Source organism: Gluconacetobacter diazotrophicus PA1 5 (assembly GCF_000021325.1).
Lineage (GTDB): Bacteria > Pseudomonadota > Alphaproteobacteria > Acetobacterales > Acetobacteraceae > Gluconacetobacter > Gluconacetobacter diazotrophicus.
Genome location: NC_011365.1, coordinates 3,720,531 through 3,747,500, shown reverse-complemented (window position 1 = coordinate 3,747,500; position 26,970 = coordinate 3,720,531). Strand labels below are relative to the sequence as shown.

The window sequence follows — 26,970 nt, the reverse complement described above, 5'->3', positions numbered from 1 at the left end:
GACGAGGCCCTGGACAGGGCTTTCGCGACGCATCCCGATTTCCTTGAACCGCAGAAATCGTATATACGCGACACGTTTGGTTTGGCAGATACGGGACCAACAGCGCCGATCGGCGCGAACGCGATCGTAGAATTTCTCCGGAAGGCGGGGTAATGAGCGCCCTTGCCGCGACATCAGGCCCGCATCATTACACGCTCCAGGTGGAAGATTCGTTACCAGACATGACACGTGATCCGATTCCGACAGATTCTGGTCAGGCGCGACGCCTGGGCGATTTTGCAACGTTTCCGGAAGCGCTGGATTACGCGGCCCTCGGTGACGCCGGCTTCAATATCTATTCCGGCCGTGGCCAGCTTCTGGAAGCCCTGCCCTACCGGACCCTGCGCGCGCAGGCGGTGGAGGTGGCGCGCCGCCTTCTGACGCTGGGGCTGCGCCCGGGCGAGCGGGTCGCGGTCGTGGCGGAGAGCGACGGCGACTTCGCCCGCATCTTTTTCGGGTGCCAGTATGCCGGCCTGGTGCCAGCGCCGCTGCCGCTGCCGGTCGCATTCGGCGGTCGCGAGGGCTATGTCGCCACCCTGCGCGGCATGATCCAGAGCGCCGGCGCCGCCGCCGTCATCGTGCCCGATATCATCGCGGGCTGGACCGACGACATCGTGGGCGGCTTCGATCTGCGCTTCGCGGGGCGTCCGGCGGATTTGATGGCGCTGCCGGCGGATACGATCGACCTGCCCGTCGTGTCCCCCGACGACCTGTCCTACCTGCAGTTCTCATCGGGCAGCACCCGCTTCCCGATGGGCGTCGCCGTCACCCAGCGGTCGGGCATGGCCAATGCCCGCGCCATCGCCCGCGACGGGTTGAAGGTGCGCGAGACCGGGGACCGCTGCGTCTCGTGGCTGCCGCTGTATCATGACATGGGGCTGGTCGGCTTCTTCCTGACCCCGATGACCTGCCAGTTGACCGTGGATATGCTGCCGACGCGGGAATTCGCGCGGCGCCCGCATGTCTGGCTGGACCTGATCAGCCGCAATCGCGCCACCATTTCCTACAGCCCGTCCTTCGGCTTCGAACTGTGCGCCCGGCGGGCCACGTCGATCGCGCTGGACCTGTCCTGCTGGCGGATCGCGGGGATCGGCGGCGACATGATCCGCCACCACATCCTGGAAGAATTCGCCGAGCGATTCGCGGGCGCCGGGTTCGACGGGCGGGCCTTCACCGCCAGCTACGGGATGGCCGAGGCGACGCTGGCCATCAGCTTCGTTCCCCTGCAGACCGGAATCCAGACTGATACGGTCGACCTGCGCGTGCTGGAAACCCAGGGCGTGGCACGCCCTTCGGACGATCCGTCGCATGCCCTGCGGACGTTCGTGCTGTGCGGGCAGGTCCTGGACGAGCACGAACTGGAGGTTCGCGACCCGGCGGGCCGGCCGCTGCCCGACCGCAAGGTCGGCACCATCTTCGTGCGCGGGCCCAGCCTGATGCGCGGCTATTTCAACCAGCCGCAGGAGACCCAGCGGGTTCTGGACAGCGCGGGATGGCTGAACACCGGCGACCTTGGCTACATGCTCGATGGGCAGGTGGTCGTGACCGGACGGGCCAAGGACCTGATCATCATCAACGGCCGCAACATCTGGCCGCAGGACCTGGAATGGTCGGCCGAGACCGAGATCGGGTCCCTGCGCAGCCGGGACGTCGCGGTGTTTTCGATCGACCAGGAAACGGGCGAGACGGTGGTGGCGCTGATTCAGTGCCGGGCGTCCACCCCCGAGGCACGTGAACTGCTGCGCAGCGAGGCCGCGAGCCTGTTCCGCCGGCAGCACGGCGTCGATGTTTCGGTCATCCTGGTGCCGCCGCACACGCTGCCCCAGACATCTTCGGGAAAACTGACGCGCGCGCGCGCCAAGGCCATGCTGCTGTCCGGCGCGTTCGAAACCATTACCGAAACCGCATCCGTCGCCTGAAGCGGCGCCCCGTCGTACCCGCAACGATGCCCCGCGCTTCGATGCTGGCCAAGGCACCGGATTTCGATCATAAGGACGTCCTCTTTCCACGGAGGGCGGCGGCCAGCCCGGCAGGGATGGCCGCCGCCGCCCGGGACGCGACTGCGGCGCGCCGCACCGCGCGGCCCGGACGGGCCACGCAAAAGGACGCAAATATATGAGTGAAACGGTAGCAGACGTCTCTGCCCTGATCATCCAGACGCTGCTGGCGAACCCGAAGGTTCCCCGCGACATCAACGGCAGCAGCAAGATCGTCGAGGACCTGGCCTTCGATTCACTCGCGGTCATGAATTTCGTGATGGAAATCGAGGATTCGCTCGACGTGTCCGTCCCGCTCGACCGGCTTGCCGACATTCGCACCATCGACGACCTGGCCGCCTGCATCGTGTCCCTGAAACAGGCCGGCTGAGCCATGTCGATCTTCAGCAAATATGATGGGCTGTCCCGGTCGCTCGCGGCCGTGACGGCGGGAGGAGGCCGGAATCCATTTTCCGTCGTCATCGACCGTCCCCTGTCCTCGACCGTGGGGCTGATCGAGGGACGGGAGACGCTGCTGTTCGGCACCAACAACTATCTGGGCCTCAGCCAGTCCGAAGCGGCGATCGAGGCCGCGATCGAGACATTGCGGACCCATGGGGTCGGCACCACCGGATCGCGGATCGCCAACGGAACCCAGGGGCTGCACCGCCAGTTGGAGGAGCGTATCGCCGGCTTCTTCCGGCGCCGCCACTGCATGGTGTTTTCGACCGGGTACCAGGCCAATCTGGGCACGATCTCGGCCCTGGCCGGCAAGGACGATTACCTGCTGCTGGATGCCGACAGCCATGCCAGCATCTATGACGGCAGCCGGCTGAGCCAGGCGCAGGTCATCCGTTTCCGTCACAACGACCCCGACGACCTGCACAAGCGCCTGCGCCGCCTGGACGGCACGCCCGGCGCCAAGCTGATCGTCGTCGAAGGCATCTATTCCATGATGGGCGACGTGGTCCCGATGGCCGAATTCGTCGCCGTGAAGCGCGAGACCGGGGCGTGGCTGCTGGCGGACGAAGCCCATTCGTTCGGCGTCATGGGCGCGCATGGCCGCGGAGTGGCCGAGTCCGACGGGGTCGAAAGCGACATCGACTTCGTGGTCGGCACCTTCTCCAAGAGCCTGGGCACGGTCGGCGGCTATTGCGTGTCGGACCATGACGGGCTGGACCTGATCCGCCTGTGCTCGCGGCCGTATATGTTCACAGCCTCGCTGCCGCCGGACGTCATCGCGGCCACCATGGCGGCGCTGGACGAACTGGAGCGGCGGCCGGAACTGCGGCACGCGCTGATGGACAATGCCAGGCGCCTGCATGCCGGACTGAATGCCGCCGGATTGCGCACCGGCCCGCAGGCCAGCCCGGTCGTGTCGGTGGTGCTGGACGAGGTCGGCCAGGCGGTCCATTTCTGGAACCGGCTGCTGGACCTGGGCGTGTACGTGAATCTCAGCCTGCCGCCGGCCACCCCGGACCAGCACCCGCTGCTGCGCACGTCGGTCATGGCGACGCACAGCCCGGCGCAGGTCGATCGTGCCGTGGAGATCTTCGCCACCGTGGCCGGGGAAATGGGCCTGCGCGCGGCCGGGTAGCGCGTTACCGCCGTGTAAAGATGCCTGCCTGCCGCAGCTTCCACAACAGCCACGGCAGGCAGAGCAGCGGATGCCGCGCCGCGAAGGGCGGAATTTTCAGATCGAAACCCGAATGGCGCCGGATCTTCCAGGCGATGTAGCCGGCCCCCCCGGCGAAGGTGAACGCGGCCTTGGCCAGGCGCGCGATGTTAAGGGGCCGCCCCATTCCCGCGCGCACCTGCCATTGCCGGCGCGCGCGGGCGCGCGTCGCGGCCGACAGCAGCGGATGCAGGACATCCCCCGTTTGGGTGAAGGGCAGGCCCGAGGCCGTCCAGGCCGCGATCAGCAGGTCGCGATACCGGTCCTGCTGTCCGGCGAGCAGCACCTGCGCGCGGCCGGCGGATTCGACACGCAACTCGGCTTCATAGGTATGGGCGAAAAGCTGCTGCCAGTAGATCGCCGCCGTTCCCTGTTCGGGACCCAGGCAAGCCGCCCACCACGCCGCCACGCCGACCGCGCGCACCAGGCAGCGCAGGATCCGGTCGGCGGCCTGGTCGTCGCGCGCCCAGACCAGACGCACCGGCTGGCAGAAACGCGCCCACATCGTGGTGTCCAGCGTGGCGCGCCCGGTCAGCGCCCGGAACTGCGACAGCGTCAGGATCGCGACCTTGGCGCGGATGCAGCGCCCCTGTTCCGTCCATTCATGGTACTCGACATTCGGCGGAAGCAGGGTATTCGCCGCCAGCGCCGCGCCTCCGCGCGGCCAGTCGGACTGGCGGTCCAGCACGACGTAGAAATCGAGGATACCGTCCGGGTCCGCCTGCCGCAGGCCCGAGCCGTAGAACAGTACCCCCAGGACGGGGGCGTCACCCACCAGCCGGCTGACGAACGCGGTCACGTCGGGGGCGACGGGCTGGATCAATTCGCCGATCAGCAGGCGCGCGACCTGTCCCGCCGCCGGCGAATCGAAATGCGGGTGGTCCATCAGCTCCCCCGGATGAAATCGAAGGCCGGCCCGGCCGACAGGAAGGTCTGGCCATCCGGTCCGGAATCCAGGGTTTCGCCATCCAGGACAAAATCCGCGCCGATCCGCAGCCCCAGCCGGTCGGTCCTGCCCCGGTCATAGGAGGGCGACGCATCCATCCACGCACCGGGATCGCCGCGCAGCGACGACCATGTCGCGGCAGCCAGACGCTCGGGGAAGGCATGGACGTTCAGATAGGACAGTCCGGCCCCGTTATGCGACGTGAACGGCCACATGCCGCCGGGCAGGCAGCACAGAGTGGTGGCCAGGAACAGGAAACAGTCCAGCGTCCGTGGCGCGTCCTGTCCGACCGTGAGCGTGACCGGATCGCCGGCGAGCCATTTGCGGCGCGTGGAGCGCAGCAGCAGCCGCCCGACCGACGATGCGATGGCCATTCCCACCGCGAGATCATGCGAAAAGCGGTTCAGCAGGACCGGCCGATGGGCGATCCGAATCCCCCGGGTAAAGGCCGCGGCACCATGGAACATGCCCAGTGTGGCCGGGCGCGCCGGATCGGACCAGCGAACGGTCAGCGCGTCGCGCCGGGCCGTGTGCCGCCGTAGATGACCGTCGCGCGCCAAGGCGGTCAGGCGTTCCAGCGCGGCGCTTCCGCGCAGGCCGAACCCGACATCGGCCGCGATCAGGTTGGTGTTGCCCGACGGCAGCACCACCAGCGCCGGAAGCGAATCGGCCGGATAGAAGCGATAGATGGCCGACATGACGTCGCTGACGGTACCATCGCCGCCGTCGATCGCGATCACCCCGACCTCGCGCCGGGCCAGGTCGGCCACGATGTCCGGCAGGGAGGTCCGGGTGGCCGAATGGACGAACAGCGCCCCCAGCGCGCGGGCCGCGCGCTTGCGAAACGTGCCGTCCTCGCGCCCGTTGCGGCGGCTGCGGGGGTTGTGAATCAAGGCGAACCGTTCGGTCACTCCGTGTCGCCCTTTCTCTGTGCCTTAAACATCCGTAGGGTCATAAGCCGCGTTCCCGGCGGCATTGCAAGATCGGAAAGCCGGGCCTGGTCCCGAACGCCGCAACGCGGTGGCCGCCCGGATGGCGGGGCGGAGGAGTGCACGACGCGTGATCGAGACCGCAAACACGACCACAACCACCTTGGCGCACCTGTCCGACCCGCATCTGGCCCATGACGGATTGCGCCTACCGGTCGGCGCGTTGATGAACAAGCGCATCATGAGCCAGTGGTCCTGGCGGCGCAGGCGGCGCTTCCTGCATGTCGACGCGATTCTGGAGCGCGTGGCGGCGGATGTGCGGGACGCGGCGCCCGATGCGGTGGCGCTGACCGGGGACCTGACCAATCTGGGCCTGCCGGTGGAATGCCGGCATGCGGCGGCATGGCTGCGAAAGAACATGCCGGAACCAACCTTCGTGGTGCCGGGCAACCACGACATGCTGGTGCGCGAGTCATGGCCGGACTCGGTCGGGCAATGGGCCGCATGGATGGCGGCGGCACCGGATGATTTTCCCTATGTAAGGCATGTCGGGTCCGTGGCGCTGATCGGCGTCAATTCGGCACGGCCGATGCCGTGGTTTACCGCCGCCGGGCGCATCGGCGCGGCGCAGGCGGACCGCCTGGCCGACATCCTGCACGAGACCGGGCGCGCCGGGGCGTTTCGCGTGGTCATGATCCATCATCCACCGGTCGATGGCATGGTGCCGCGCCGCAAGGCCCTGCTGGATAGCGGGCTGTTCCGTTCCGTCATCGGCCGGGCGGGGGCGGAGATGGTGCTGCACGGACACGCGCACCTGTCCGCGGTGTCCACCCTGCCCGGCCCGGCGATATCGGTGCCGGTGCTCGGAATCGCGTCGGCATCCATGCGGGCGCACCGGCAGGAGCGCATGGCGGCGTGGCACCATATCCGCGTCACGGCCACCGATCGCGGCTTTCACGCCGAGATCCATCGCCGTATCGTCGGCTTTGACCAGCCGGTCCGGGCGCTGCCGCCCTGGTCCTTCGATGTCTATCGCGTCCCGCGACCGATCTGATTATGTGTTAGGCGACATGACACGCGCGCCTCTTACCCTGCCTGTCATCCGGAGGATCGTTCCGGGGACGCTGGACCGCTACCTGATCGGACAGATGCTGCCGCCGTTCCTGCTGTCGCTGGGGGTGGTGATGACGGCCCTGCTGCTGGAACGGCTGCTGACGCTGCTGAACGTGCTGGCGTCCGATGGCGGGACGCTGAAGATCTTCGCCGGCCTGTTGGCCGACCTGGTGCCGCATTACCTGGGGCTGGCACTGCCGGCGGCCATCTGCGTCAGCGTCTTCTCGGTCGTGCGGCGCATGAGCCAGAACAACGAAATCGATGCGCTGATGGCCAGCGGGGTGTCGCTGCTGCGAATCGCCCGCCCGTTCGTCGTCATGGGGGCGGTGCTGGGGCTGGTCGGGTTCTCGCTGTACGGATTCATCCAGCCCTATGCCCGCTATGATTTCCGGCAGGCGCTGTATATCGCCAGCCATGCGGGCTGGACGCCGCACCTGCAGGCGCGGATGTTCGCGGCCCCGTCCGACACGCTGATGCTGACCGCCGACCAGGTCCAGGGGGCGGGAACCCGGCTGCGCCGCGTCTTCATCCGCGACAAGAGCGCCGGGCTGGAACGCGACATCACCGCCGACAGCGGCAGGCTGCTGATGACCGACGACGGCACGACCGTCCGGCTGGACCTGGCGCATGGCGTCATTGTCACCGACCGCAATGACGGCCGCCCGACCCTGACGACGTTCGACACCACGACCCGCTTCTTCCAGACCAGCAGCAAGGCCCATGCCTTCCGCAACCGGGGCAATGACGAGCGCGAACTGACCGTCCTGGAACTGCGTCACGGCATCCGCCACCGCGACCTGGCCATTCGCCGCACCCATCTGGTGGCCGAACTGCATTTCCGCCTGGCCCGGGCCATGGCGATTCCCTTCATCCCGATCCTGGCCTGCGCGCTGGCCGGGATGGCCAAGCGGCAGCGGCACAATACGGGGCTGGCGATCGCCGCGATCAGCCTGGTCGGGTTCGATCACGCACTGCAACTGGGACTGAGCCTGGTCGCCAGCCGGTCGATGTCGCCATGGCTGGTCATCTGGGGGCCGTTCGCGGTCTTCGGCTTCGCGTGCGTCTGGCTGATCCTGCGCCGGGCCGGATCGGCGGGCAAGCGGCAATCGCGACTGCGGCTGCTGGGCCGGCTTCCGCACCGCATGGCGGCAGGCCTGCCGCGATGAGGCGCCCCCCCCATGACCACGCCGGACCGCCGATCGGCGGGGTGCTGACCCGCTACCTGACGCGCGAACTGGCCGGGCGTATCCTGACGGCGGGGGCGATCCTGCTGGCACTGATGGAAATCCTGGCCCTGCTGGAACAGTTGACGCCCATCCTGGAACGGCACCAGGGGCTGCGCGGCGCCCTGTATTTCATGGCCCTGCATGCCCCCCTGCTGCTGGGCAGCATCTTTCCGCTGGCGGTGCTGATCGGGTCGCTGGTCATGCTGGTCCATATGACGACCGCCAGCGAGATCGCGATCCTGCGTGCCGCCGGCCTGACGACGCCGGCGCTGGTGCGCCTGATGCTGCCGGCGGTGCTGGGGCTGGGGCTGGCCGCCACCCTGATCGACGACCAGGTGACGCCGCGCGCGGAACTGGCGCTGGCACGCTGGTGGAACCTGACCGACCCCCACCCCGAAGCCGGCCGCAGCTTCTGGTTCCGCAGCGGGACGACGCTGGTCGATGTCGGCTATGTCGCGCAGGGCGGGCGGGAACTGGGAATGGTGGACGTCTATGGCCGGGACGGTTCCGGCCGCCTGTCGCGGGTGGCGCATCTGGGCGGCGCGCACTATGCGAACGGCGAATGGACCGGCACCGACGCGCGCGGCCTGACGGTGCTGCCGTCCGAGGTGATTCCGGCGCCCGCCGAGCCGGCAGCCGAAGCGGCCGGGCCGATGCGCGGCCTGGGGTGGCCTGCCGGGCTGCGCCCCGATGACATGGTCCGGCTGTCGATGGACACGCCGCCACTGGCGGCATCGACCATGGTTGCGATGATGCGCGACCGCGCGCCGTCCACCCAGCCGCCCGCGGCCCTGCGCACCGCATTGCTGGGCCGCGCCCTGACCCCGCTGACATTCATGGTAATGTTGTTATTGGCAATCCCGGTGGTCTATATCCCACCGCGTAGCGGCACGCGGAGCTGGCTGCCAGTCTGGTGCCTGGGGGCCGGCCTGCTGTTCGTGGTATTCCAGGGATTGTTGCAGGCACTGGGAAATGCGGGTTCTCTGCCGGCATTGGCGGCGACGCTGCCCGGTATCGTGATCTTCACATTCGCAGTCAGCGCCCTGATGTTAAGGATAGAAGAAACATGATCGGCTCGACACTGCGCAACACGAACCTTCGCACCGGGCGAAGCTTCGACCTGGGGAAGATGAATCTTCGCCAGTTGTGGATCGCCTACCTGACCTATCCGACCATCCTTCTCTACATCGTCCTGGCCGTGTGCAGCTTCGCGGTGCTGGGACGGAATTTTCCCGGTATCCAGCCGACCGCGATCGCCGTCGGCGCGGTCATCCTGGTCTATCCGGTGACGTGGTACCTGCTGCACCGCTACATCCTGCATGGACGCTTCCTGTATCGCATCAAGCTGACGGCGGGACTGTGGAAGCGCATTCATTTCGACCACCACCAGGACCCGCATCTTCTGGACGTCCTGTTCGGTTCGCCGCTGAACACCATCCCGACGATCGCCATCATCACCCTGCCGATCGGCTACCTGATCGGGCACGTGGGCGGGGCCGCGGCCGCGCTGGGGACCGGGCTGGTCATTACCTGCATCTATGAATTCTTCCACTGCATCCAGCACCTGAACTACAAGCCGCGGGCGCGCTGGATCCAGAAGATGAAGCAGCTTCACGTCCTGCATCATTTCCATGACGAGGACGGCAATTTCGGCATCACCAGCTATGTCGTCGACCGCGTCTTCGGCAGCTATTATGGCGATACGCGCGCCCGGCCGCGCAGCCCCAGCGTGTTCAACCTGGGCTATGACACGGCCGAGGCCGCCCGCTATCCCTGGGTGATGGACCGGACCGGCGCCCCGCCGCGCGACCGCCCGGACGGCGCGGTGCCCCGACGGAACGTGACGTGACATCGGGCCCGCTGAACGTCCTGGTCCTGGCGGGCACGCGCGCCGGCGCGTCCGACCCCATGGCCAGCGCGGCCGGCGTATCGCACAAGGCCATCCTGCCGGTGGCCGGCCGGCCGATGATCGCGCGGGTCGTGGACGCGCTGGCCGCCAATCCCCGGATCGGCCGCATCGTCATCAGTATCGAGACCCCGGATATCCTGACCGGCCTGCTGGACCATCCGGTCGAATTCCTGCCGCCGGCGCCCGGCCCCAGCGCCAGCGTGATGGCGGCCCTGCACACCCTGGGCACGCCGCTGCTGGTCACGACGGCGGACCACGCGCTGCTGCGGCCGGAATGGATCGATGCGTTCCTGGATTCGGCCGGCGGGACCTGCGACATGGCCGCCGCCATCGCGATGGCGGCCGACATCACGCGCGACGTGCCGGCGACGAAGCGGACGATGATCCGCCTGGCGGACGGTGCGTTTTCAGGCTGCAACCTGTTCCTGTTCCGCACCCCGGCCGCCATCGGCGTGGTGCGGGCATGGCAGCGCCTTGAACAGGAACGCAAGCACCCGCTGCGCATGGCCCGCCTGCTGGGAATCGGGACGCTGGTCCGCTACCTGACCGGGCGACTGACGCGCGCCGCCCTGTGCGCCCGGATCGGGGTGCTGGGCCATGCCTCGGTCAGGCTGGTCGCCCTGTCCGATGGACGTGCGGCGGTGGATGTGGACAAGCCCGCCGACCTGGCCCTGGTCGAGACGATCCTCGCGCGCGCCGCCGCCTGAATCCCATGCGCATCGCCTATGTCATCAATTCGCTCGAAGGCGGGGGGGCCGCCTTTCCGGTGCCGGATATCACCCGCGTCATGCGCGGGGCCGGACATGACGTCGCCCTGTTCGCGCTGACCCGCCGCGACGGCCGTGCGCTGCCGGCCCTGCAGGCGGCCTCCCTGCCGGTGCAGGTGCGACCGGGGGGCGAAAAGGACCAACTGGCCGCCCTGCGCTGGCTGGACCGGTGCATCGGGGCATACCGTCCCGACCTGATCTGGACATCGCTGACCCGGGCCACCGTGCTGGGACAGGTCGTCGGGCTGGCGCGGCGCGTTCCCGTCGTCAGCTGGCAGCATAATGCGGGGCTGAGCCGCGCGAATATCCGCCTGCTGCGCGCCTTGCGGGGGCTGAGCCGTATCTGGGTGGCCGATTCACGCTGTGTGATGGATTTCATGCGCGACCGGTTGGCCATTCCGGCCGACCGGGCCGCGCTGTGGCCGATCTTCCGCGCCGACCCGGCCTGCCCCGTCGCCCGCCCCTGGCAGCCGGGCGAGACCGTGCGGATCGGGTCGCTGGGACGGCTGCACTGGGCCAAGGGCTATGACGTCCTGTGCCACGCGCTGGCAATCCTGAAGACGGATGGATCGCTGCCGCCCTTTTCGATCTCGATCGCCGGCGAGGGCGCCGGCCGGCCGCAGCTTGAAGCCCTGATCCGCGACCTGCGGCTGACGACCCTTCGCCTGGATGGCTTCTGCACCGACGTGTCGGGCTTCCTGGCAGCGCAGCATGCCTATGTGCAGCCGTCGCGGCGCGAGGGCCTGTGCATTGCCGTGCATCAGGCCATGCAGGCCGGCCTGCCCCCGCTGGCGTCCTCGGTCGGCGAGATTTCCCATACCGTCACGGACGGGATATCCGGCCGGCTTGTTCCCCCCGGAGACGCCCCCGCCCTGGCCGCCGCGCTGGCACACATGCTGCGCCGGCCGGAAGCCCTGGCCGGGATGGGACAGGCGGCACGCGCCCACGTGCTGGACCGTTTCGCCCCCGCGCGCTTCGACGCCGCCGGCCGGGCGATCCTGGAGCGCGTCCTGCCCCCGGCGAACGCCGGGACGGGACCGTGACACGCCGCGATGCCCATCGACCTTGTCCAGAACCAGATCGCCATTCGCCGCGCCGTCGTCCATCTCTGCGGCCAGATGGGCTGGGCGGCGCTGCACGAACTGGTCCTGCCGGACGGGCGGCGGGCGGATATCATGGCGTTGCGGCCCGATAACGGCTTCGTCTGCATCGAGATCAAATCCGGTCCGCGCGATTTCCTGACCGATGCCAAATGGGCCTGCTACCGGGATTGGTGCGACCAGCTTTTCTTCGCCGTCGACCGGGGCTTCCCCCGGGACCTGTTGCCCGATACGGCCGGGATCATGGTCGCGGATACCGATGCCGTGCCCGGCGGGCTGAACGTGATCGCGGAGAGCGCCATCCTGCGCGACTCGGCGACCTCGGCCCTGGCGCCCGCGCGGCGGCGCAAGCTGACACATCTGTTCGCCATGCAGGCCGCCACCCGTCTGGGCCGCCTGGACGACCCCGCCGTGACCGCCGCGCTGCGGACCGCGCGACGGGTCGAATGACGCCACCCGGCTGACAGGAACCGCATTGTACGCCATGCAGGCTGCCAGACGCTGATCAAGAGAGGGCCACCGATGTCAGACGCCATCCTGTGCCGGTTCGAAGCCGCACGGTCCATTGTCCGCGACGCGGCCGACCTGGCCATGTCCATGCGTCCGCCCTCGGGCGGCCCCACCGCGAAGCTGAAGAGCGCCCAGGACTGGCTGACCGAGGCGGACGGCGCGGTCGAGGCCCTGATTTCCGCGCGGATCGACACCCTGTTCCCCGAGGACGGATTCCAGGGCGAGGAGGAAGGCCGCACCCGCACCGGACGCCTGCGCTGGGTGGTCGATCCGATCGATGGGACATCGAACTATGCGCGCGGGCGCAATCGCTGGTGCGTGTCGCTGGGCCTGCTGGACGGCGACCAGCCGGTCGCGGGCATCATCCAGGCCCCGGCGCTGGGCGAGACCTATACCGCCGTGCGCGGGCACGGCGCATTCCTCAACGGCCGGCCGATCCGGGCCTCGGCGGTGACGGACACGCGCTCGGCCATGGTGGAGATGGGGTGGAGCAGCCGCGTGCCCGACGGCGTCTTCGCCGAGAAGGCAGCGACCATCCTGCGCCTGGGGGCCATGCCGCGTTCGAGCGGGTCGGGCGCGCTGGCCCTGGCCGACGTCGCCTGCGGGCGGCTGGACGGCTATCTGGAGATCGTGATCAACCTGTGGGACGTGGCGGCGGCCCTGGTCCTGCTGGAGGAAGCGGGGGCACGCGTCTCGCCCTTCCTGCGCGATGGCGGGCTGGAGGGCGGGATCACCCTTCTTGCGGCGGCGCCTGGAATAGCCGCCGATCTGGCGGTCGCGCTGGAGGTTCCGCTGGACTGACCCATGGCCATGGTTGCGCCATAAAAAATCACTAGGAACAGGGATCTGGTCCGGGTCATTGTCCGAACGGTTCGGTAAACCCGGACGCATTTCGCACATTATCTGAACGGGCATCCGATAATGGATGTTCTGGGAGAAAACGGAGCATGTCTTTGCGAGACGGTCTTTCCCGCGGGACGCTGGCGGTGCTGGCGGCGGTACTGGCGCTGCCGGCCGGTTCGGCCCTGGCGAGCAGCGAGCGACAGCAATCCCTGGTGGACCGCGCCACCCTGACCGTACGCGACATGTTCGCCGGTGCCCGTCCGGACAGCAAAATCACCCGCTATATGGTCAAGGCCCGCGCGGTGATGGTCTGCCCGTCGATCTTCCGCATGTCGATCGGGTTCGGCGGATCGGGGGGCGGATGCGTCCTGCTGTCGCGCGACGCGCGGGGGTCGTGGTCGGACCCGGCCTTCTTCACCCTGGATTCGGCCACTGTCGGGGTCCAGCTCGGGATGCAGGATTCCCAGGTCATGTTCTTCGTCATGACCGATCGCGGGCTGCAGGCGCTGGTGGACAACCAGTTCCAGCTTGGCGCCGACGCGGGGGCATCGTTCGCTACCATGGGGTCGGGGATCGAGAGCGGTACCACCGGCCAGCGCAACACTGACATCATGGCCATCCAGAAATCCAAGGGCCTGTTCGCCGGCGCCGCGCTGGGCGGGTCGAAACTGTCGGTCAACAGCAGTGCCAACCGGTCCTACTACAACCAGATCGTCGGCCCCGAGGACATCGTGATCTCGATGCGCGTCAACAATCCCGGTGCCGACCCGCTGCGCAGCGCGCTGAGCGAGGTGCAGGCCCAGGCCTCAGCCGCGCCCGCACCCGCGATGCCGCCCCCGGCGGGCCCGCCGGGGGCCTATTCGCCGGCGGGCGGTGAACCGGCGCAGGTCACCCCCGCGCCGTCATCCGGCCCCATCAACGCCCAGCCCCTGTCGCCCCCGTAAGGGCCCCCTGCGGTTCCTTACGCGCCCGATAGGCACCGACATTGCGGTTATGATCGGCCAGGCTACCGGCGAAGACGTGGCCGCCCGTGCCGTCGGCGACGAAATACAGGGCGTCGCCGTCCGCCGGGTGCGCCACCGCGTCCAGCGCGGCGCGGCCCGGCGAACAGATCGGGCCGACGGGCAGGCCCGGCAGGGTATAGGTATTGTAGGCGCTGGGCGCCGCCAGTTCGGCGCGGGTCAGCGCGTGGCCTAGCGGCCCTGCCCCGTGATTGATGCCATAGACCACCGTCGGGTCGGATTGCAGGCGCATGCCGAGACGCAGCCGGTTGATGAAGACGCGCGCCACCTGCTTGCGCTCGGCGGGAATCGCCGTTTCGCGCTCGACCATCGATGCCAGGATCAGCAGGGTGCGCCGGTCGGGTATTTCGGGCACCGGCGTGCGATCGCGCCAGACCGCATCCAGGGTCGTGTCCATCGCGCCCCGCATCCGTGCCAGCAACGCGGCGCGGGACGTGCCCCATTCATAATCATAGGTCTGCGGCAGGACATCGCCCTCGGCCAGCGACGGCATGGGGCCGGACAGCACCGGTGCGCGATCGACGAGGTCGATGACCTGGATGACCGACAGGCCCTCGGGCACCGTTATGGGATGCAGCACAGGCCGGGCGTGGCGCAGCACGAACAGCGCGTCACGAATCGAGCCATAGGCCGGGAATTCCAGTTCCGCCGCATGCAGGACGCCGTCACGCCGCGTCAGATGCACTGCCACGCGAAAGACCAGTGCGGCCAGGCGTCCGTCCCGGATCACCCGCGCATGCTGCAAGGTGGCGACGGTGCTGCCCAGGCCGCCCCGGGGCACGACCACCGCACGGGCCTGCGTGGCCGGCCCCGGCGCGCCATACATCAACCATGCCCAGCCCGCGATGCCGCCCGCCCCCGCACACAGGAGGGCCAGCAGCAGCAGGCCGGTTATAATGAGGCGCTTGAACATCCTGCCTGTCGGCGGCCGATGGCGCGGCCGGTCAGACGCCGCGCAGGATGACGCTGGCGTTGGTGCCCCCGAAGCCGAAGCTGTTCGACAGGGCGATATCGATCTTGCGGCGCTGGGCCTCGTGCGCCACCCGGTCGATCGCGCTCTCGCGAGACGGATTGTCCAGGTTCAGCGTGGGCGGTGCGACATTGTCGCGGATCGCCAGGATCGAGAAGATCGCCTCGACCGCGCCGGCCGCGCCCAGCAGATGGCCGATGGCGGACTTGGTCGAGGACATGGCCACCTTGCCGGCATCGTCGCCGAACAGGCGTTCGACCGCCTGCAGTTCCAGGTCGTCCGCCATGGTCGAGGTGCCGTGGGCGTTGACGTAGCCGATATCCGCCACGTCGATCCCGGCGCTGCGCACGGCGGCCTGCATGGCGCGATAGGCGCCCTCGTGCCCCTCGGCGGGGGCGGTGATGTGATAGGCGTCGCCGGACATGCCGTATCCGATGACTTCGCCATAGATCTTGGCGCCGCGGGCCTTCGCGTGCTCGTACTCTTCCAGCACCACGATGCCGGCGCCCTCGCCCATCACGAAGCCGTCGCGGTCGCGGTCCCAGGGACGCGACGCCTTTTCCGGCGTGTCGTTGAAGGCGGTGGACAGCGCGCGCGCCGAACTGAAGCCCGCGATGCCCAGCGGGCAGACGGCGGCCTCGGCCCCGCCGGCGACCATGACGTCGGCATCACCGAGCATGATCAGCCGCGAGGCGTCGCCGATCGCATGCACGCCGGTGGCGCAGGCGGTCACGACCGAATGGTTGGGTCCCTTGAAACCGTATTTGATCGACACATGGCCCGAGACCAGGTTGATCAGCGCGGACGGGATAAAGAAGGGCGACAGGCGCCGCGCGCGTCCTTCATGCACCGTCACCGACGCATCGTAGATCGTCTGCAGGCCGCCGATGCCCGAGCCGATCATGACGCCGGTCCGGCAGCGATCTTCCTCGGATTCCGGCTTCCAGCCCGAATCCTCGACCGCCTCGGTCGCCGCGACGAGGCCCAGATGGATGAAGCGATCCATCTTCTTCTGGTCCTTGACGGGCACCCAGTCCGACAGGGTCAGGCGACCCTCGGCGGTCGGGCCGGCAGGCACTTCGCCCGCGACATGCGCGGGCAGATCGGATGGGTCGAACGAGGAAATACGGCCGAAGCCGTTTTCCCCCGCGATCAGCCGCGACCAGTTATGTTCGAGCCCCAGCCCGAGCGGGCTGACAATGCCCATACCGGTGACAACGACGCGTCGACGTTCCGACGCCACTCCGGCAGACTGTATCAACCCGCTCCGCTCCCTGATCACGAAATCCGATTTCCCGGCCGACTTCAGGCGGCCTTCTGCTTCTCGATGTAGTCGATCGCGTCCTTCACGGTCGCGATCTTTTCGGCCGCGTCTTCCGGAATTTCAACGCTGAAGGCTTCTTCGAACGCCATCACCAGTTCGACCGTGTCAAGGCTGTCGGCGCCCAGGTCGTCGATGAAGGAGGCTTCCGGCGTGACCTTGCTTTCCTCGACACCGAGGTGTTCGACCACAATCTTCTTAACCTTGTCGGCGATTTCGCTCATCTGTCTTCGCTTCCTGTCTGCCCCATAGAAACGGGCGGTTCGAAATTCATTCGTCCTGTCTGACGTCCCGCAAACCGGAACCGCGGGAAACACGTCCAGCCCGCTTCGGACGAAGCAGCGGCGGATTAGCACGGTTTCTCGGCCGTCGCCAAGGCGGGGATCGTGTTTCCGCCACAATCTGCCGCCCGGCGCCTGGACGAATCCGGCAAAAGCGCACTGTTTTCCGTCATATCCCCTTCGCCGTCCAGCGGAATCGGCCCCGTCAGGGCATCGCCATTCCGCCGTTGACGTTCAGGGTCGTGCCGGTGATCCATCCCGCCTCGTCCGACGCCAGATAGGCCACGGCGGCGGCGATATCGTCCGGCTGGCCCATGCGGCCCAGCGGAATGCCGCCCAGCAGCTTTTCGCGCTGCGCGTCGGACAGCACGTCGGTCATGGCGGTCTGGATGAAGCCGGGGGCCACCACATTGACCGTCACGCCGCGCGGCCCGGCTTCCTGGGCCAGGGACTTGCTCATGCCGATCATGCCGGCCTTGGCCGCCGAATAATTGGCCTGTCCGGCATTGCCGGTCACGCCCACGATCGAGGCGATGCTGACGATCCGGCCCGCCCGGCGCCGCAGCATGCCCTTCAGGACAGCACGGCAGAGGCGGAACGGGGCAGCCAGGTCGACCTCGATCACCCGGTTCCAGTCCTCGTCCTTCATGCGAATCGCCAGCCCGTCGCGCGTCAGGCCCGCATTGTTGACCAGGATGTCCAGCGGGGCGCCGGCGATCGTCTCGGCCGCCGCGACCAGCGCGTCGGCCGCCGCCGGGTCGGACAGGTCGGCCGGGCAGACATGGACCCGCGTGCCGTCGGGCGCGATCTCGGCCGCGACCTGGGCCAGCACGGCCTCCCGCGTGCCGGACAGGACGACCCGGGCGCCCTGGGCGTGAAGGGTCCGCGCGATCGCGGCACCGATTCCCCCCGATGCGCCCGTTACCAGCGCGGTCTTGCCATCCAACCTGAACATCAGCCTGTCCTCGTCCCTAGAATATCAGTCCGTATAAAGCGATCCATCACAGGGTCGCGAGAAATGCCTCGACGTCCGCCGGCGTGCCGACCGAACGGGTCGCCGCGTCGGGGACGATGCGCCGCACCAGGCCGGACAGCACCTTGCCGGCGCCCAGTTCGACGAAACTGTCGACGCCCATCGCCGCCATCGCCTCGACGCTCTCGCGCCAGCGCACGGTCCCGGTAACCTGGCGCACCAGCAGGTCGCGGATCGCCTGGGGGTCCGTCACCTTGGCCGCCGACACGTTCGCCACCACCGGCACGACCGGCGGCGCGATCTCGGCCCGCTCCAGGGCCTCGCCCATCGCGTCGGCGGCGGGGGCCATCAGCGAACAATGGAAGGGGGCCGACACCGGCAGCAGCAGCGCGCGCTTCACCCCGCGCGCCTTGGCCACGCCGATCGCCCGCTCGACGGCCGAAAGGCGGCCGGAAATGACGATCTGGCCCCCGCCATTGTCATTGGCGATTTCGATCGTCTCGGTCCGGTCCGGCTGGCCCTCGGTCCGCAGGATCGCGGCTTCGGCGCAGATGGCGCGGGCCTGGTCCAGGTCCACGCCGATCAGCGCGGCCATCCCGCCCTCGCCCGCCGGCACCGCCTTCTGCATGGCGGTGCCGCGCAGGCGCAGCAGGCGCGCGGTCTGGGCGATACCCAGCGCGCCGGCCGCCGCCAGGGCGGAATATTCGCCCAGCGAGTGGCCGGCGACCAGGGCAGCCGTGCGCTTCAGGTCCAGGCCGCCTTCCTTCTCCAGCACCCGCAGCACCGCCAGCGACACGGCCATCAGGGCGGGCTGGGTGTTTTCGGTGCGGGTCAGGTCCTCCATCGGTCCTTCGAACATCAGGGCCGACAGCTTCTGGTCCAGCGCGTCGTCGACTTCCTGGAACACCTCGCGCGCCGGGGCGAAAGCTGCCGCGAGTTCGCTTCCCATTCCGACGGACTGGCTGCCCTGGCCGGGGAAGATGAAAGCGTGAACAGGCATGGCGTCCTCGTTATTCAAGATGTTGCGCATGGATGGTGCGCCTTCCGGCCCGCGAGATGGCGGCAGGAGGTCGCCCGTGTCAATCGCCCGGGTCAATCGCCGGACGCGCGTCCCTGACGGGCCAGCAGCAGCATGTCCCACGGCAGGGCCGGGATTTCCCGCAGGCGCCAGAACCACCGGCGCCCGAGATGACGCGAGGCCGGCACCCGGGGCGGCGGCACACGCACGACGCGCCAGCCCGCCTGACGCATCAGGACCAGGCACCGGGGCAGGTGATAGGCGCTGCTGGCCACCGCGACCGGGCCGCGACACCCCCGGGCCCGCAGCAGGGCCGTGCAGGCCAGCACCGAATCCAGCGTATCCCGCGCCGTGTCCTCGACCACGATCGCGCGATCCGGCACCCCGGCCGCGCGCAGCAGGTCCGCCATCAGGGCAGCTTCGGTCGGACGGCCGTCCGGGCTGCCGCCGGTGGGAATGAACAGCGGGGACGGCAGGGTGCGCCCATAGGCGATGGCGGCTTCAGTCCGGTAGCGCAGGGTGGCGGTCGGCGTGCCGTCCGGACGGACCGCGGCCCCGAAGATCACGACGGGCAGCCCCGCCGTCACGGCGGTGCCTGGAGCAACACCTGGTTCAGGCCCGACAGGGTCGCGAACATCGTCCGCCAGATCGCATCGAACCGTTCGGCGGGCACGCCGCGAGACACCATGATCGCCACCAGATCGGCGACCGTGCGCGCGCCGTCCAGCAGCGGCACCAGTCCCCGCGTCTGCGGCGGCACCTTCAGGGCGACGATTCGGGTACCCAGCGTGACCGGCAGGCGGTCGTCCTCGAGCCGGATTCGCCGTACCAGTTCGACGCCCGATCCATCGCGCAGGAAGGGAACAGCGGCGCGGTCCATCGGGTCCGCCCAGGCGATATCGTCGCCGGTCCGCCGGGCGTAGACCACGTGGGCCGGCACGTCGCCCGCCAGCGATTCGCCCATGGCGGCCCGCATGCGGTCCGGCACGGTGGGAAGGCATGAATACGGACCGGGATCGGGCTGGAACGCGTCCGGGTCATAGAGCAAGGGCGGAAGCAGGCTGGCGGCCTGCAATCCCGCGCGATCCAGCAGCCCGAACAGGCCGGGCACGTCACAGGACGCAGCCGCGACCGTGATCCGCATGCCGCCGCCCGGCGCCAGAAGGCCCGCCAGATCGGCCAGGATCAGGTCGTGGCCGGCATGGGGGCGCAGGTCGCAGGCGATGAAATCATACGGCGCGTCCCGCAGCGTGGCGGAGGGGTCTAGGCGCGTGACGCCGCCGGGCCGGCCGGCACGGGCAAGGTCGGCGGCCAGCGCCTGGGCGCCTTCCGCCCCCTCGACCAGCGCATAGAGCGGCTGCGACCGCGCGCGGCGCGCACCGAAGAGCCAGTAATCGACCTCGTGCAGGAAGCCGGACATCCTTAGCGCGGCAGCAGCTTGCCGCGCTGCCAGGCCTCGGCGGCCTCGTCGGCGCTCATGCCCTCGTGGCGCATGGCGTAATCGAGGGCGCTGACGACCTTGTTGCCCAGCGTCAGTTCGTCCAGTTCGTCCAGCAGGTCGGAATCCAGCGTCTCGCGCGCCGCCGTGCGCAGCAGCAACCGTGCCTGCTGTTCGCCACCCAGGCCGGCCTTGGGGTCGTCCAGCAGGCGCAGCCGGCCGCCATGATGCAGGAAATGGGGCTGCCAGAGCGGCAGGATCGTGGCCTCGCCGGTTTCGATCGCCTGGGCGGCGTGCTGGAACGCGTCCTCGTCGGGGCGGGCGTCGAGGGTGAAGCCGCATTCGGTCAGGCCATAGGCGGCGACGCCCTGCCGCACCCGTTCGATCACCGATTCCGGGGTCACGATGTTGCGGCTGACCGTGCCGTCATCGGTGGCGAGGTCCGCGATGGTGACGACGTGCGGGGCGCTGCCCTCGGGCAGGGCCCAGCCGAAGACGGGCTTGTACAGGCCGCCGAACGCTTCCATCCCCAGCGCGGGGGCCAGCCAGTCGGGATCGATATCCGGCAGCCAGGCCGACACGAACAGGTCGATCCCGCCCGCCGCCATCGCCGCCGACAGGTCGTTCCGGGTCCCGGTGACGTATTCGACCTCCATCTCGTAGGCCTCCAGCACGCGCACCACGGCCGCCGCCGCCGCCGCGTGCAGAATGGTATCCGGATGGCCCAGCGTCACCGTCGTCATATCACCTCTCCCCGTATTCGGGGTGGTTCCAGCAGGTGAAACCCGTTTGCGCAAGGGGCCGGCCGGACAAAAAGCCGGGACGCGGGCCGCCGTTACCAGATTTTCACGCGCGCCTCGGGCTTGAGGTAGAGCGTGTCGCCCGGCTTGACGTTCCATGCCCGATACCAGGCATCGATATTATGCATAGGCAGGTTGACCCGCGCCTGCGGCGGGGAATGCGGGTCGGTCATGATCCGCGCCCGCACGGTATCGTCGCGCATCTTCTGCCGCCAGACCTGCGCCCAGCCCAGGAACACGCGCTGGTCGCCGGTCAGTCCGCCGATCACCGGCGCGGGCTTGCCGTGCAGCGACGCATGATAGGCATCCAGCGCCAGGGTCAGGCCGCCCAGGTCGGCGATGTTCTCGCCCATCGTCAGCTTGCCGTTCACATGCACGCCCGGCAGGACCTGGAACGCGTCGTACTGCGCGCCGAAGCGGGCCGCCAGTTTGTCGAAGCGGGCCGCGTCGTCCTTGGTCCACCATTCCTTCAGTCGGCCGAGGTAGTCGAACTTGCGCCCCTCGTCGTCGAAGGAATGCGTCATCTCGTGCCCGATCACGCCGCCGATGGCGCCGTAATTGATCGCCGGGTCGGCCTTCGGGTTGAAGAACGGCGGCTGCAGGATCGCTGCGGGGAACACGACCTCGTTGAACAGGGGGTTGTTGTAGGCGTTGACGGTCTGCGGCGTCATGTCCCACTCGTCCCGGTCCACCGGGTGGCCCAGGTGACCCAGCCAGTAGCGCCATTCGAAGGCCACCGCCCGTTCCGCGTTGCCGTACGCGTCCCCCTGGCGGATCGGCAGGGTGCTGTAGTCACGCCAGCGGTTGGGATAGCCGATCTGGATGGTGAAATGATCGAGCTTCTGCAACGCTGCGGCGCGGGTCTGCGGGCCCATCCATTCATTATGCTGCAGCCGGACCCGGAAGGCGGCCTTCAGTTCGCCGGTCAGGGCGCGCATCGTATCGCGATAGGCCGGCGGGAAGTAGCGCGCGACATAGGTCTGACCCAGCGCCATGCCCATCGCGCTGCTGGTGACTGTCACTCCGCGCTTCCAGCGCTCGGGCAGTTGCGGCTGGCCGCCCAGGGTCTTGTCGTTGAAGTCGAACGAGGCCTGGACGAACGCGCGTGGCAGGTAGCGCGCCGCGTTGTCCACCAGGTGGAAAGCCAGCCAGGCGCGCAGCGTGGCCAGGTCGGTTTCGGACGCGATCCGGGCTTCGCCCACGACGGCATCGGGTTCGCCGACGATCAGGGTGCCCGACGTGACGATGCCGGGCGGCAGTTCGGCGCCGGTCAGGTAGGCCGCCCAGTCGAAGCCTGGCGCGCGCTTGCGCAGGTCCGGCACTGTGATCGGGTTGTAGGTCCGGTCGGGGTCGCGCATGTCCTGCCGCGCCCAGTGCGCACCGGCCAGCCGGGTTTCGAACGCCACGATGGCGGGCGCCATCTTCGCCGCGTCCGGCCACTGGATCATGGTCAGGACCTGCTGGACATAGGCCTGGTAGGCGGTCTTCTTCGCCGCCATCGCGGGCTTCAGGTAATAATCGCGGTCCGGCAGGCCGATCCCGGCCTGGTCCAGCGTCAGGGCATAGACGGTCGGGTCCTTGGCGTCGGGCTGGATTCCCAGCCCGAACAGCGAATACTGGAAACCCGACTGCGCCCGGCCCAGCAGGGCGGCGAAGGCCGTGCGGGTGTCCACCGCGCGGATCGCGTCCAGCCCGGGGGCCAGCGGACGGACGCCCAGGGATTCGATCCCCTGTTCGTCCATGAAGGTCGCATAGAAGGTGCCCAGCTTCTGGTCCACCGTTGCGGGCTGCGCCACCGGGTGGGCCGACAGGTCCCGAAGGATGGCCTGCACGCGCTGGCGCGAGAGTTCATGCAGCATGTTGAACGGCCCATAGGCCGTCATGTCCGGGGGAATGACGATGTCATGCACCGCACGGCCGTTGGCGTACCCGAAGAAGTCGTTGCCCGGCACGATCGCGGTGTCGCGGCCCGCCATGTCGAAGCCCCACGTGCCGTAGGACGGCGCGGCAGGCTCCTTGGCGGCGGAGGTCTGCGCGATATCGGCTGCCCGGGCCCCCCCGGAGGCGAGCAGTCCGGCCGCAACCAGAAATGCCGTTCCGCACAGCAACGACGCACGCGCCCGCCCGCCCCGACGGCCCGATCCGTATCCCGTGAAATCTGACATCCTGCTCCCTTTATATCTCGCCACCCGGACGGGTGGCTTACTTGCCACCCGGACGGGTGGCTTACTTGCGGCGGGCCGCCCCGCCCTTCGCCGGCTTCGCGGCCGAAGGCGGCTGCGCCATGGCGGCGACGCGATAGTCGAAGACCATGGCCCCTGCCAGGTACGGCGACGCGAACGCCTTGAACGCGTCATGCGCGGGGTCGAAGAAACCGGGCGCGGTCACAACCGGACGGCCCACATAATAATTGCGATCCCCCTCGGACGCGAACGAGACGAGGAATCCCATCTCGTATCCCTCGTCTTGGCCTTCGCCGCTGTCCTGTATCCCGCTTTCGATCGACAGCACCAGCGGCCGTCCGTCCGGGCGACGCGAATCGACCGCCAGTTCCAGGAAGCGCCGGGCGATTTCGGCCTTCTGGAAGGGGGTCACGGCCTTCTGGAAGCGAAACAGCACCATGTGCCGGACGAGGCCGGGACGAAAATCGGGGGCAGTGAAGGCGGCGACCCCCACCTGGGCCATCACCTGCTGGACGGCGGTGGCGGCGGCGTCGGGCAGCGGCGGGGCCGCCGGCGAGGTCGCGATTGGCAGGGAATAAGGCTGGGCCCGCGCCGGCAGGCCCGCCAGGAGACTCGCCGCCAGCAGCCCGGCGGCCGCAGCCTTGGTCCGGTCGAACATGTGGTAGTCCTTCTGCAGCAAGCCTTTCGAAGCGGGCGGCCGTGTCATGCCAGGGCGGCCTGACGGGCGAATTTCTTCTGGCGCAGGCGAATCGCACGATAGATCACCTGGGCGATCAGCGCATGGACCCAGCCATGGGGTGCCACGCCGATGGTCTTCAGGATCATGCCCGTGACGCGGGTCGTGTGCCGGAGCTGATAGACGCGCATGGCCCGCGCCATGTAGGCCGCGATGCAGCGCCGATGGTCGTAGGGCACGCCGGGCGGTTCGTTGGTCGTGTGGTAGGCCGAGGCCAGTTCGTCGTCCTCGGTTTCCGTCACCCGGCCCAGGGCGATGCGGGCGCGCTGCCACACGCCCAGGCGTTCGCGCTTCAGGTAGCGGTGCATATGGTCGTAGAACAGCTTGAAATGCCGGTATTCGTCGGCCGCGATCTGCCGGCAGATCGCCTTCAGCAGCGGTTCGTCCGTCGCGTCGGCCAGGGCGGTATAGAAGGACGAGGTCCCGGTTTCGACCATGCACCGGGCGATCAGCTCGCCGGTGCGCGAGCCGCGAATCGAACGGTCGACCTCCAGTTCCAGCTTGTAGGATTCGCGGTAGCGCGCGAAGGCCTCGGGGTAGTTCCAGGTCGGGTCGGCCATCATCGCCCAGCGCCCCAGCGCGTCGCCGTGCTGCACTTCCTCGATCGCCCAGTTGTCGGCGGCCGCCTGGAAGGCCGGGTCGTCGAAGAACACGTTGTTCAGGTACACGGCGTAATCGACGCCGTTCCGTTCGACGACCGAAGCCGCCTTGACCACCGGGATGATGTCGGGGTCCAGGCGCGCCGGATCGAAACTGTCCCAATCCATCTGTTCAATGCGCCAATGTTTCATCCTGCCCTGTCTTTCCCCCGGCTTTCGTCCCACCCGCGTTCCCCGGTATCCCGCACGGGGCATATACGGGTCTGAACAGATCCTTTTCAGCTTCCGAGATGGCATAAACGATCCGATTATGCCATGCAGAGCTGATCGGGACCATGCCCACCCCAGCATGCCACCCGGTTCGCCCCACCCCGGCTTACCCGGGCGCGCAACGATAACAAACGCGGATCAAACCGTATGAACATACATGAATATCAGGCAAAGGCCCTGTTGAAGGGCTTCGGCATGCCGGTTCCCGATGGGCGCGTCGTCCGTTCCCCGGACGAAGCCCTGCTGGCCGCCCGCGCGATGGGTGCCCCGCTGGTGGTGGTCAAGGCGCAGATCCATGCCGGCGGCCGCGGCGCGGGTCATTTCGCCCATGATCCCGGCGGCAAGGGCGGCGTACGCCTGGCCCGCACGCCCGAGGATGCCGAGCAGGCCGCCATCGCGATGCTGGACCAGACCCTGGTCACGCGCCAGACCGGCTCTGCCGGCCGCGTGGTCCGCCGCCTGTATATCGAGGCCGGATGCGATATCGGGCGCGAGCTGTACCTGTCGCTGCTGGTGGATCGCGGCACTGGGCGCATCGTCATCGTGGCGTCGCAGGACGGCGGCATGGCGATCGAGGACGTCGCCGCCGCCACGCCCGAGCGTATCCTGAAGGAACCGATCGACCCGGCCACCGGCCTGTCCGACTACCAGGCGCGCACGCTGGCGGCGCGGCTGGACCTGCATGGACGCTCGATCCGCGCCTTCACCACCGTGCTGCGCGCGGCCTATGACGCGTTCGTGGCGCTGGACGCCGCGATCGTCGAGATCAATCCGCTGGTCGTCACCCGGTCGGGCGACCTTCTGGCGCTGGACGCCAAGATGAGCTTCGACGACAACGCGCTGTTCCGCCATCCGGAACTGGAAGAACTGCGCGACGAGAACGAGGAAGACCCCCGCGAGCGCGAGGCCGCGCGCCACGGCCTGGCCTATGTCGGGCTGGACGGGACCATCGGCTGCATGGTCAACGGCGCCGGGCTGGCGATGGCGACCATGGACATCATCAAGATGGAGGGCGAGGAACCGGCCAACTTCCTGGACGTGGGCGGCGGCGCCACGCGCGAACGGGTGGCGGCGGCGTTCCGCATCCTGCTGTCCGACCGCAAGGTGCGCGGCATCCTGGTGAACATCTTCGGCGGCATCATGCGCTGCGACATCATCGCGGACGCCATCGTCGCCGCGTCGCGCGAAACGGGGCTGCACGTGCCGCTGGTGGTGCGGCTGGCCGGCACCAACGTCGAACAGGGGCACCAGATCCTGTCGGCATCGGGGCTGAGGATCATCCCGGCCGACGACCTGGCCGACGCGGCCACCAAGATCGTCGCCGCCGTGCGCGAAACCGCTTTCGCCGGGGGGGCCGCCTGATGTCCATCCTGGTCCATCGCGGCACCCGCGTCATCACCCAGGGCTTCACCGGCGCCCAGGGCACCTTCCATTCCGAACAGGCGCTGGCCTACGGCACCCGGCTGGTCGGCGGGGTGACCCCGGGCCGGGGCGGCGCGGTCCATCTGGGCCTGCCGGTCTTCGACACCGTGTCGCAGGCCCGCGAGGCGACGGGCGCGGACGCCACCGTGCTGTACGTGCCGCCCGACGGCGCCGCCGATGCCATCCTGGAGGCCATCGCGGCGGGCATGCCCCTGATCGTGTGCATCACCGAAGGGATTCCGGTCCTGGACATGGTGCGCGTCCACCAGGTGCTGGCCCGGTCGGACAGCGTACTGATCGGGCCGAACTGCCCGGGCGTCATCACCCCCGGCGAATGCAAGATCGGCATCATGCCCGGGGCGATCCATCGGCCCGGGCGCGTGGGCATCGTCTCGCGCTCCGGCACGCTGACATACGAGGCCGTGGCGCAGACGACGGCGGCGGGGCTGGGGCAGAGCACCTGTGTCGGCATCGGCGGCGACCCGGTCAAGGGGCTGGACTTCACCGACGTGCTGAAACGCTTCATCGCGGACCCGGACACGGATTCGATCATCATGATCGGCGAGATCGGCGGCACGTCGGAGATCGAGGCGGCGGCGCTGATCCGCGACAGCGGCACGAAGAAGCCGGTGGTGGGCTTCATCGCCGGTGCCACCGCTCCGCCGGGGCGCCGCATGGGCCATGCCGGCGCCGTCATCACCGGCGGGCACGAAACGGCGGGGGCCAAGATCGACGCCCTGCGCGCGGCGGGAATCCATGTCTCGATCAGCCCGGCGCTGCTGGGCCATACGCTGCTGGAGGTCATGGCGGGCCGCGCCTGACCCGCCCGCCGCACAAGGCGTGCCCGTCCCGTTGCGCGGGCCGGGCACGCCTTGGGTGACACCGCCCCCCCTTCTGTGGCAGA

The 26,970-nt window shown here is 68.8% G+C and carries 28 protein-coding genes (1 of these 28 cut by a window edge); 15 read left to right on the top strand and 13 right to left on the bottom strand.

The genetic code is table 11. From position 1 onward, the window contains the following. The 4 genes from GDIA_RS17220 to spt form a co-directional block, all read left to right on the top strand. Positions 1-153 carry the 3' portion of a CDP-glycerol glycerophosphotransferase family protein gene (locus GDIA_RS17220; protein WP_012554947.1) on the top strand. The gene continues 978 nt to the left of window position 1, outside the view, so 153 of the gene's 1,131 nt are visible here — the last part of the coding sequence; the start codon falls outside the window, past its left edge; the stop codon is at positions 151-153. Between the two features lie 68 nt (positions 154-221). Then, positions 222-1,958 carry a fatty acyl-AMP ligase gene (locus tag GDIA_RS17215; RefSeq protein ID WP_012227141.1) on the top strand — a complete coding sequence of 579 codons (1,737 nt, stop codon included), beginning with the start codon at positions 222-224 and terminating at the stop codon, positions 1,956-1,958. Between the two features lie 196 nt (positions 1,959-2,154). Further along, on the top strand, positions 2,155-2,406 hold the full coding sequence (locus GDIA_RS17210) for an acyl carrier protein (protein ID WP_012227143.1): 252 nt from the start codon (positions 2,155-2,157) through the stop codon (positions 2,404-2,406). Between the two features lie 3 nt (positions 2,407-2,409). After that, positions 2,410-3,612 carry a serine palmitoyltransferase gene (spt, locus tag GDIA_RS17205; protein ID WP_012554945.1) on the top strand — a complete coding sequence of 401 codons (1,203 nt, stop codon included), beginning with the start codon at positions 2,410-2,412 and terminating at the stop codon, positions 3,610-3,612. A gap of 4 nt (positions 3,613-3,616) precedes the next feature. On the opposite strand, the gene GDIA_RS17200 is transcribed toward spt, so the two are convergent. Then, positions 3,617-4,576 (bottom strand): hypothetical protein, encoded by a 960-nt coding sequence (locus tag GDIA_RS17200; protein WP_012227145.1) that lies wholly within the window; start codon positions 4,574-4,576, stop codon positions 3,617-3,619. Further along, positions 4,576-5,529 (bottom strand): diacylglycerol kinase family protein, encoded by a 954-nt coding sequence (locus GDIA_RS17195; protein WP_231854132.1) that lies wholly within the window; start codon positions 5,527-5,529, stop codon positions 4,576-4,578. Before GDIA_RS17195 ends, GDIA_RS17200 begins: the two co-directional genes overlap by 1 nt. A 166-nt stretch (positions 5,530-5,695) precedes the next feature. On the opposite strand from GDIA_RS17195, the gene GDIA_RS17190 reads away from it, so the two are divergent. The 9 genes from GDIA_RS17190 to GDIA_RS17150 all read left to right on the top strand — a co-directional run bounded on the left by GDIA_RS17190 (position 5,696) and on the right by GDIA_RS17150 (position 13,977). Beyond that, a complete protein-coding gene (locus tag GDIA_RS17190; protein ID WP_012554944.1) occupies positions 5,696-6,619 on the top strand; it encodes a metallophosphoesterase family protein in 924 nt (307 codons plus the stop codon). 16 nt (positions 6,620-6,635) lie between these two features. Next, the gene (locus tag GDIA_RS17185) at positions 6,636-7,844 is read left to right on the top strand and encodes an LptF/LptG family permease (RefSeq protein ID WP_012554943.1); all 1,209 of its coding nucleotides are present in this window, start codon (positions 6,636-6,638) and stop codon (positions 7,842-7,844) included. Continuing rightward, the gene (locus GDIA_RS17180) at positions 7,841-8,974 is read left to right on the top strand and encodes an LptF/LptG family permease (protein WP_012227151.1); all 1,134 of its coding nucleotides are present in this window, start codon (positions 7,841-7,843) and stop codon (positions 8,972-8,974) included. Before GDIA_RS17185 ends, GDIA_RS17180 begins: the two co-directional genes overlap by 4 nt. Further along, positions 8,971-9,753 carry a sterol desaturase family protein gene (locus tag GDIA_RS17175; RefSeq protein ID WP_012227153.1) on the top strand — a complete coding sequence of 261 codons (783 nt, stop codon included), beginning with the start codon at positions 8,971-8,973 and terminating at the stop codon, positions 9,751-9,753. Before GDIA_RS17180 ends, GDIA_RS17175 begins: the two co-directional genes overlap by 4 nt. Next, a complete protein-coding gene (locus GDIA_RS17170; protein WP_012554942.1) occupies positions 9,750-10,520 on the top strand; it encodes an NTP transferase domain-containing protein in 771 nt (256 codons plus the stop codon). The genes GDIA_RS17175 and GDIA_RS17170 overlap by 4 nt, the downstream gene beginning before the upstream one ends. Positions 10,521-10,525: 5 nt before the next feature. After that, positions 10,526-11,623, top strand: a complete 1,098-nt coding sequence (locus tag GDIA_RS17165) for a glycosyltransferase (protein WP_012554941.1) — start codon at positions 10,526-10,528, stop codon at positions 11,621-11,623. A 9-nt stretch (positions 11,624-11,632) separates the two neighbouring features. Then, on the top strand, positions 11,633-12,130 hold the full coding sequence (locus GDIA_RS17160; protein WP_012227158.1) for an MmcB family DNA repair protein: 498 nt from the start codon (positions 11,633-11,635) through the stop codon (positions 12,128-12,130). Positions 12,131-12,202: 72 nt separating this feature from the next. Next, positions 12,203-12,991, top strand: a complete 789-nt coding sequence (locus GDIA_RS17155) for an inositol monophosphatase family protein (RefSeq protein ID WP_012227159.1) — start codon at positions 12,203-12,205, stop codon at positions 12,989-12,991. Between the two features lie 146 nt (positions 12,992-13,137). Then, a complete protein-coding gene (locus GDIA_RS17150) occupies positions 13,138-13,977 on the top strand; it encodes a lipid-binding SYLF domain-containing protein (RefSeq protein WP_012554940.1) in 840 nt (279 codons plus the stop codon). Here GDIA_RS17150 and mltG read toward each other — a convergent pair. The 11 genes from mltG to GDIA_RS17095 form a co-directional block, all read right to left on the bottom strand. Further along, positions 13,949-14,968 (bottom strand): endolytic transglycosylase MltG, encoded by a 1,020-nt coding sequence (gene mltG, locus GDIA_RS17145; RefSeq protein WP_012554939.1) that lies wholly within the window; start codon positions 14,966-14,968, stop codon positions 13,949-13,951. The two genes, GDIA_RS17150 and mltG, sit on opposite strands and share 29 nt — an antisense overlap. Positions 14,969-14,999: 31 nt before the next feature. Beyond that, positions 15,000-16,232, bottom strand: coding sequence for a beta-ketoacyl-ACP synthase II (gene fabF, locus GDIA_RS17140; RefSeq protein WP_049762964.1), 1,233 nt, complete (start codon positions 16,230-16,232; stop codon positions 15,000-15,002). 98 nt (positions 16,233-16,330) lie between these two features. Next, a complete protein-coding gene (locus GDIA_RS17135; protein ID WP_012227163.1) occupies positions 16,331-16,570 on the bottom strand; it encodes an acyl carrier protein in 240 nt (79 codons plus the stop codon). 262 nt (positions 16,571-16,832) lie between these two features. Further along, a complete protein-coding gene (gene fabG, locus GDIA_RS17130) occupies positions 16,833-17,582 on the bottom strand; it encodes a 3-oxoacyl-[acyl-carrier-protein] reductase (protein ID WP_012554937.1) in 750 nt (249 codons plus the stop codon). A gap of 46 nt (positions 17,583-17,628) precedes the next feature. Then, positions 17,629-18,600 (bottom strand): ACP S-malonyltransferase, encoded by a 972-nt coding sequence (fabD, locus tag GDIA_RS17125; RefSeq protein WP_012554936.1) that lies wholly within the window; start codon positions 18,598-18,600, stop codon positions 17,629-17,631. A 92-nt stretch (positions 18,601-18,692) separates the two neighbouring features. Continuing rightward, positions 18,693-19,205 carry a YdcF family protein gene (locus tag GDIA_RS17120; RefSeq protein WP_012554935.1) on the bottom strand — a complete coding sequence of 171 codons (513 nt, stop codon included), beginning with the start codon at positions 19,203-19,205 and terminating at the stop codon, positions 18,693-18,695. Further along, complete coding sequence (locus GDIA_RS17115; protein ID WP_012554934.1) at positions 19,202-20,038, bottom strand: hypothetical protein; 837 nt, start codon at positions 20,036-20,038, stop codon at positions 19,202-19,204. The genes GDIA_RS17120 and GDIA_RS17115 overlap by 4 nt, the downstream gene beginning before the upstream one ends. A gap of 2 nt (positions 20,039-20,040) precedes the next feature. Next, positions 20,041-20,799, bottom strand: a complete 759-nt coding sequence (locus GDIA_RS17110; RefSeq protein WP_012554933.1) for a glycine betaine ABC transporter substrate-binding protein — start codon at positions 20,797-20,799, stop codon at positions 20,041-20,043. A gap of 92 nt (positions 20,800-20,891) precedes the next feature. Then, positions 20,892-23,021 carry a M13 family metallopeptidase gene (locus tag GDIA_RS17105; protein ID WP_012554932.1) on the bottom strand — a complete coding sequence of 710 codons (2,130 nt, stop codon included), beginning with the start codon at positions 23,019-23,021 and terminating at the stop codon, positions 20,892-20,894. Positions 23,022-23,082: 61 nt separating this feature from the next. Next, positions 23,083-23,697 carry a Dabb family protein gene (locus tag GDIA_RS17100; RefSeq protein WP_231854133.1) on the bottom strand — a complete coding sequence of 205 codons (615 nt, stop codon included), beginning with the start codon at positions 23,695-23,697 and terminating at the stop codon, positions 23,083-23,085. Between the two features lie 44 nt (positions 23,698-23,741). Then, entirely contained in the window at positions 23,742-24,566 is an 825-nt protein-coding gene (locus tag GDIA_RS17095) for a ferritin-like domain-containing protein (RefSeq protein ID WP_012227171.1), read from the bottom strand. Positions 24,567-24,791: 225 nt separating this feature from the next. On the opposite strand from GDIA_RS17095, the gene sucC reads away from it, so the two are divergent. Further along, complete coding sequence (sucC, locus tag GDIA_RS17090) at positions 24,792-26,006, top strand: ADP-forming succinate--CoA ligase subunit beta (protein WP_012227172.1); 1,215 nt, start codon at positions 24,792-24,794, stop codon at positions 26,004-26,006. Further along, positions 26,006-26,887 (top strand): succinate--CoA ligase subunit alpha, encoded by an 882-nt coding sequence (sucD, locus tag GDIA_RS17085; protein WP_012227174.1) that lies wholly within the window; start codon positions 26,006-26,008, stop codon positions 26,885-26,887. Before sucC ends, sucD begins: the two co-directional genes overlap by 1 nt. Positions 26,888-26,970: the final 83 nt, after the last annotated feature.

Coding starts and splice junctions, on each gene's coding strand:
- sucD (WP_012227174.1), top strand. CDS start 26,006: ATGTCCATCCTGGTCCATCGCGGCACCCGCGTCATCACCCAGGGCTTC.
- GDIA_RS17115 (WP_012554934.1), bottom strand. CDS start 20,038: ATGTCCGGCTTCCTGCACGAGGTCGATTACTGGCTCTTCGGTGCGCGC.
- GDIA_RS17185 (WP_012554943.1), top strand. CDS start 6,636: ATGACACGCGCGCCTCTTACCCTGCCTGTCATCCGGAGGATCGTTCCG.
- GDIA_RS17210 (WP_012227143.1), top strand. CDS start 2,155: ATGAGTGAAACGGTAGCAGACGTCTCTGCCCTGATCATCCAGACGCTG.
- fabD (WP_012554936.1), bottom strand. CDS start 18,600: ATGCCTGTTCACGCTTTCATCTTCCCCGGCCAGGGCAGCCAGTCCGTC.
- mltG (WP_012554939.1), bottom strand. CDS start 14,968: ATGTTCAAGCGCCTCATTATAACCGGCCTGCTGCTGCTGGCCCTCCTG.
- fabF (WP_049762964.1), bottom strand. CDS start 16,232: ATGGGCATTGTCAGCCCGCTCGGGCTGGGGCTCGAACATAACTGGTCG.
- GDIA_RS17180 (WP_012227151.1), top strand. CDS start 7,841: ATGAGGCGCCCCCCCCATGACCACGCCGGACCGCCGATCGGCGGGGTG.
- GDIA_RS17135 (WP_012227163.1), bottom strand. CDS start 16,570: ATGAGCGAAATCGCCGACAAGGTTAAGAAGATTGTGGTCGAACACCTC.
- GDIA_RS17215 (WP_012227141.1), top strand. CDS start 222: ATGACACGTGATCCGATTCCGACAGATTCTGGTCAGGCGCGACGCCTG.
- GDIA_RS17165 (WP_012554941.1), top strand. CDS start 10,526: ATGCGCATCGCCTATGTCATCAATTCGCTCGAAGGCGGGGGGGCCGCC.
- GDIA_RS17105 (WP_012554932.1), bottom strand. CDS start 23,021: ATGTCAGATTTCACGGGATACGGATCGGGCCGTCGGGGCGGGCGGGCG.
- GDIA_RS17155 (WP_012227159.1), top strand. CDS start 12,203: ATGTCAGACGCCATCCTGTGCCGGTTCGAAGCCGCACGGTCCATTGTC.
- GDIA_RS17200 (WP_012227145.1), bottom strand. CDS start 4,576: ATGGACCACCCGCATTTCGATTCGCCGGCGGCGGGACAGGTCGCGCGC.
- GDIA_RS17100 (WP_231854133.1), bottom strand. CDS start 23,697: ATGTTCGACCGGACCAAGGCTGCGGCCGCCGGGCTGCTGGCGGCGAGT.
- GDIA_RS17175 (WP_012227153.1), top strand. CDS start 8,971: ATGATCGGCTCGACACTGCGCAACACGAACCTTCGCACCGGGCGAAGC.
- fabG (WP_012554937.1), bottom strand. CDS start 17,582: ATGTTCAGGTTGGATGGCAAGACCGCGCTGGTAACGGGCGCATCGGGG.
- spt (WP_012554945.1), top strand. CDS start 2,410: ATGTCGATCTTCAGCAAATATGATGGGCTGTCCCGGTCGCTCGCGGCC.
- GDIA_RS17110 (WP_012554933.1), bottom strand. CDS start 20,799: ATGACGACGGTGACGCTGGGCCATCCGGATACCATTCTGCACGCGGCG.
- GDIA_RS17160 (WP_012227158.1), top strand. CDS start 11,633: ATGCCCATCGACCTTGTCCAGAACCAGATCGCCATTCGCCGCGCCGTC.
- sucC (WP_012227172.1), top strand. CDS start 24,792: ATGAACATACATGAATATCAGGCAAAGGCCCTGTTGAAGGGCTTCGGC.
- GDIA_RS17150 (WP_012554940.1), top strand. CDS start 13,138: ATGTCTTTGCGAGACGGTCTTTCCCGCGGGACGCTGGCGGTGCTGGCG.
- GDIA_RS17095 (WP_012227171.1), bottom strand. CDS start 24,566: ATGAAACATTGGCGCATTGAACAGATGGATTGGGACAGTTTCGATCCG.